The organism is Streptomyces sp. NPDC051211, from assembly GCF_040689505.1.
Lineage (GTDB): Bacteria > Actinomycetota > Actinomycetes > Streptomycetales > Streptomycetaceae > Streptomyces.
The window spans coordinates 1-4,869 of sequence record NZ_JBFBAV010000093.1; the positions used below are offsets into that span (position 1 = coordinate 1).

The window sequence follows — 4,869 nt, forward strand, 5'->3', positions numbered from 1 at the left end:
GCGCACCCCGAGTGCGACATCGGCCTCGTGGGCTACGAGATGGCCCTCTTGGTGGACCGAGCGGGCAGCGTCCTCACCCCGGACCTGCGCGCGGAGCTCCAGGGAAGTCTTCTCAGCTAGCAGACAGGCAGTGCGTTTCGCGTCACCGCGCCTTAAGGTGCGGTGGCGCGGTTCCAACGGGAGTACTGCGTTTTGGAGTCGGAGGAGGAAACGTGACAACACCCCCAGGAGGACATCCTTATGGCGGCGTGCAACAGCCGCAGGGTGGGCACGACCAGAACCGCTTCAACTTCCCCTCCGCTCCCAGCCGTCCCGTGCCGGAGCAGAACCCGTACCAGAACCAGCCGTACGGACAGCAGCCCCAGCAGCCCCAGCAGCCCTACGCGCCGGCGCAACGCCCTTCCCGGGCCGCGCAGTCGCCGAAGGCGCACAACCCGCTGGTGCGTCCGTACGCAATGACCGGCGGCCGGACCCGGCCGCGCTACCAGCTCGCCATCGAGGCACTGGTCAGCACCACGGCCGATCCCGCCCGGCTGCAAGGGCAGTTGCCCGAGCACCAGCGCATCTGCCGCCTGTGCCAGGAGATCAAATCCGTCGCGGAGATCTCGGCACTTCTCACCATTCCTCTCGGCGTCGCCCGAATCCTCGTCGCCGACCTGGCGGAGGCGGGCCTTGTCGCCATTCACCAGCCCGGCGGCGACGAGTCCGCCGGCGGCCAGCCAGATGTGACACTGCTCGAAAGGGTGCTCAGTGGACTTCGCAAGCTCTAACGGCGGAGCGGCTCGCTCCACCACCTCCGCGAAGATCGTGGTGGCGGGCGGCTTCGGCGTGGGCAAGACCACGTTCGTCGGCGCGGTCTCCGAGATCAACCCGCTGCGCACCGAAGCCGTCATGACCAGCGCCTCCGCCGGCATCGACGACCTCACCCACACCGGGGACAAGACGACCACCACGGTCGCCATGGACTTCGGCCGCATCACCCTGGACCAGGACCTGATCCTCTACCTGTTCGGCACGCCCGGACAGGACCGCTTCTGGTTCATGTGGGACGACCTCGTCCGCGGCGCCATCGGCGCCGTCGTCCTCGTCGACACCCGCCGACTCGCCGACTGCTTCCCCGCCGTCGACTACTTCGAGAACAGCGGCCTGCCCTTCGTCATCGCCCTCAACGGCTTCGACGGGCACCAGCCCTACACCCCCGAAGAGGTCCGCGAAGCACTCCAGATCGGCCCCGACGCACCCATCATCACCACGGACGCCCGCCACCGCGCGGACGCCAAGTCGGCGCTGATCACGCTGGTGGAGCACGCGCTGATGGCCCGCCTGCGGTAGCTCCGGCTCCGCTTGCTCTCCGGAACGCCGGGAACCCGCTTGCGGGTTCCCGGCGTTCTGTCATCTGACGGGCGGGGGTGGGGCGGCATGAGTGCCGAGGTGGCGGCGATCAACCTGGGGCGGGTCCTGGCGACCCGGGCGGCGGGGCTGTGGCTGGGGCCGAAGCGCCGTACCCAGGAGAGCCGGTCCGACCTGTCGGAGCTGATCCGGGTCCGCGTACCGGGACTCCGCCCGCAGCGGAGCCTTGAGCGCCAGTTCGAGCAGATCGCCGACGCCGTCGCGGCCCGTCTGGAGCCGCTGCTGGCCCACGAGTTCCGCGGCCTCTCGGAGTCCGGCCGCCGGTCCGCCCTGGACGCCGTGACGGACACCTTCGCCGCGGCCGACCTCTCGGACTCATCGATCATCGGCTCGGACGCGGACGCGGCGGAGCTGGCCCGCCGCATCCGCCGGGCGGTACCGGCCCCGGCCGGCCTGGACGAGCCCGCGGCCGCGCTGTACGAGCTGCTCTTCTCGGAGTGCTGCGACTGCTACGTCCGCGTCCTGCGCCGACTGCCGGTGTTCACCGAGCGCGCGGTGACGGAACTGCTGGGCCGTACGACCTCCCTGGCGGCGGAGCTCTCCCTGGTCCTGGACCGGCTTCCGGCGCGCTCGCTGTACGCGCCCGAGGGCGAAGGGCAGGACGAGGCCTTCCGCCGGGAGTACCTGGAGCTGGTCGCCCGCTCGCTGGACGAGATCGAGCTGTTCAGCTTCGCCTCGGAGCGGGCGGCGCGGACGAAGCTGTCGGTGGCGTACGTGAGCCTGCGGACGGCCGGGGAGCCGGACCGTCCGCGAGCCCCTGCCCTGGCCGCCGCCGACGAGGACGGCCACGGCCGCCGGGTCGAGAGCGCGCTCGGGAACGCCAAGCGGGTGCTGCTGCGCGGCGAGGCCGGATCCGGCAAGACCACCCTGCTCCAGTGGCTGGCCGTCACGGCGGCGCGCGGCGCGTTCGAGGGTGAACTGGCCGGCTGGAACGGCTTGGTGCCCGTCCTGGTGAAGCTGCGCCGGTTCGCCGGGGGCCGACTGCCCCGCCCCGAGGCGTTACTGGACCAGGTGGCGGGCCCGCTCACCGGCCACATGCCGGCCGCCTGGGTGGACCGTCAGCTGGCGGCCGGGCGGGCGCTGCTGCTGGTGGACGGGGTGGACGAGCTCCCGGCGGCGGAGCGCCGGGCGGTCCGGGAGTGGCTGCGCGGGCTGTTGTACGCATATCCGGAGATCCGGGTGGTGGTCACCTCCCGTCCGGCTGCGGCCCGCAGCGACTGGCTGCGGGCCGAGTCCTTCCGGCCGGTGCTGCTGGACCGGATGCGGCCGGCCGACGTGGTGGCGTTCGTACGGCAGTGGCACGCGGCGGTGCTGGAGCCCGGCAATGAGCTGCCGGACTACGAGCGCGCCCTGCTGACCGGACTCCAGGACCGCCCTCATCTCCGGTCCCTGGCCGCCACCCCGCTGCTGGCGGCGCTGCTGTGCGCCTTGCACCTGGACCGGCGCGGCCAACTCCCGCGCAACCGGATGGAGCTGTACCGGACGGCCCTGGAGATCCTCGTCCAGCGGCGGGACGCGGAGCGGTGCGTGCCGAGCGCCCTGGAGGTGCAGTTGACGCTGACCGACAAGCTGCGGCTGCTCCAGGATCTGGCGTGGCGGCTGTCCGACAACGGCCGCAACGAGATCGCGCTGGAGCGGGCGGCGGTGCACGTGCACGATGCGCTGGGCGCGATGCGGCATCTGGACCGGGCCGACGCGCGGGCGGTGCTGGACCACCTGGTGGTGCGCTCGGGGGTACTGCGCTCCCCCGCCGATGGGCGGGTGGACTTCCTGCACCGCAGCTTCCAGGAATATCTGGCGGCGGCCGACGCGGCGGCGGAGGACAACATCGGCAGCCTGGTGGGGCGGGCGCACCTGGACTTCTGGCACGAGACGATCGTGCTGGCGGCCGGGCATGCGAACCGCACCCAGCGGGTGGAGCTGATCGAGGGCATCTTGGCGCGGGCTGGCGCGGAGAGCCGATACCGGCGCCGGTTGCGGCTGTTGGCGGCATCCTGCCTGGAGACCATGGAGGCGGTCCCGCAGGAGCTCTCCGATCCGCTGGAGGCGGCGCTCGACGCCTTGGCTCCGCCGCGCGAGCCCGCCGAGGCGGACTCGCTTTCCGGCGTGGGGCCCACGGTCTTGCGTCGGCTTCCGGATTCCCTGGCGGGGCTGGACCGACCGGTCGCCGAGGCCGCAGTCCGGACCGCCGCGCTCATCGGCGGCGCGCCGGCCCTGGACCGGCTGGCACGCTGGGCGGCTGACGCGGGTCCGGCGGTCGGCAACCTGCTGGCCGAGGCCTGGGAGTACTTCGACCCGGAGGAGTACGCACGGCGGGTGCTGCGGAAGCTGCCGCTGTCCGACGTATTCGTGCAGGTGACGCATCCGACGCAGTGGCCGGTGCTGCTGCGGCTCCCGGAGGTCCACTGGGTCTCGGTCGGCGCTCCCTTCACCCAGGGGCTGGGCGCCACCGCCGGGCTGACGGGGCTGCGCGGGCTGTGGCTGTACGACCTGCGTGAGGATGCCGATCTCGACCCGTTGCGCGTGCACCGGCGGCTGGTGGCGCTGACCCTGTTCGGGAACGTGCCGCTGCCTGCCGGTCCGCCGTGGGAGGCCTTGCCCGAGCTCATCACGCTTCAGCTGATCAACTGGGAGTCCCTGCCCTCGTTGGCCGCGCTGGAGCTGCCCGAGCGGCTGCGGCATCTGGGGCTCGGCCGACTGGCGCCGGGCACCGATCTGGCGCCGCTCACCGAGCGGCGCCGACTGGGCGCCCTCGGGCTGCAGGGCAGTGGCGTGCCCCGCGGCCTCGACGGACTGGACGGCCTGGTCACCCTGGTCAACCTCCGGTTGACCGGCTACGACCTGCGGCTCTGGCCGGCTTCGGTCCGCACCACTCCGCCCCGGCTGAGCAGCCTCTACCTGAAGGACTGTGTGCTGTCGGCGGACCTGGGCCCGCTGGCCGTGTTCAACGGCCTGACCGATCTACGGCTCAGCGGCTGCCGAACGGCCGACGGCCGCCCCCCGAACCTGGAGTCGGTGCCCGAGGGCATCAACGTCGAGGTCGGCTGAGCGGCCGTACGGAGGGCTCTGAAGGTCAGCCCTGCCAGCTGTGCGGGGCGCGGAAGCCCGGCGTGCGTTCCAGGCGGCGCCAGCCGGCCGTGGAGCGGGTGCGGGCGGCCGGGATGGAGGGGGTGGAGGCGGCGCGGGCCAGCAGGATCGCAGTGATCGCGGCCAGCTCCTCGGGCTCGGCGTGGCCCTTTTCGACGCGCAGCAGCATGTCGGTGCTCATCGGTGGCTTCTCTCCTTACTGCGGCGGGTTGCCGTGCTTGCGGGACGGCAGGTCGGCGTGCTTGTTGCGGAGCATCGCGAGGGCGCTGATCAGCGTCTCGCGGGTTTCGGCGGGGTCGATGACGTCGTCGACGAGGCCGCGTTCGGCCGCGTAGTACGGGTGCATCAGCTCGGCCTTGTACTCCTTGACCA

The 4,869-nt window shown here is 72.3% G+C and carries 5 protein-coding genes and 1 pseudogene; 4 read left to right on the forward strand and 2 right to left on the reverse strand.

What is annotated here, in order from left to right:
- From AB0447_RS36255 to AB0447_RS36270, 4 genes and pseudogenes are all read left to right on the forward strand, one after another.
- A pseudogene (locus tag AB0447_RS36255) lies at positions 1–120 on the forward strand (roadblock/LC7 domain-containing protein); the annotation flags it as partial.
- Positions 121–212: 92 nt separating this feature from the next.
- Positions 213–770, forward strand: a complete 558-nt coding sequence (locus AB0447_RS36260) for a DUF742 domain-containing protein (RefSeq protein ID WP_366481224.1) — start codon at positions 213–215, stop codon at positions 768–770.
- Entirely contained in the window at positions 751–1,332 is a 582-nt protein-coding gene (locus tag AB0447_RS36265) for an ATP/GTP-binding protein (RefSeq protein ID WP_037792108.1), read from the forward strand. The genes AB0447_RS36260 and AB0447_RS36265 overlap by 20 nt, the downstream gene beginning before the upstream one ends.
- 87 nt (positions 1,333–1,419) lie before the next feature.
- Positions 1,420–4,458, forward strand: coding sequence for an NACHT domain-containing protein (locus AB0447_RS36270; RefSeq protein ID WP_366481225.1), 3,039 nt, complete (start codon positions 1,420–1,422; stop codon positions 4,456–4,458).
- Between the two features lie 25 nt (positions 4,459–4,483).
- On the opposite strand, the gene AB0447_RS36275 is transcribed toward AB0447_RS36270, so the two are convergent.
- Positions 4,484–4,678 carry an acyl-CoA carboxylase subunit epsilon gene (locus AB0447_RS36275; protein ID WP_366481226.1) on the reverse strand — a complete coding sequence of 65 codons (195 nt, stop codon included), beginning with the start codon at positions 4,676–4,678 and terminating at the stop codon, positions 4,484–4,486.
- 15 nt (positions 4,679–4,693) lie between these two features.
- Positions 4,694–4,869 (reverse strand): carboxyl transferase domain-containing protein (locus tag AB0447_RS36280; RefSeq protein ID WP_366481227.1); only part of this gene is annotated, 176 nt, incomplete at its 5' end.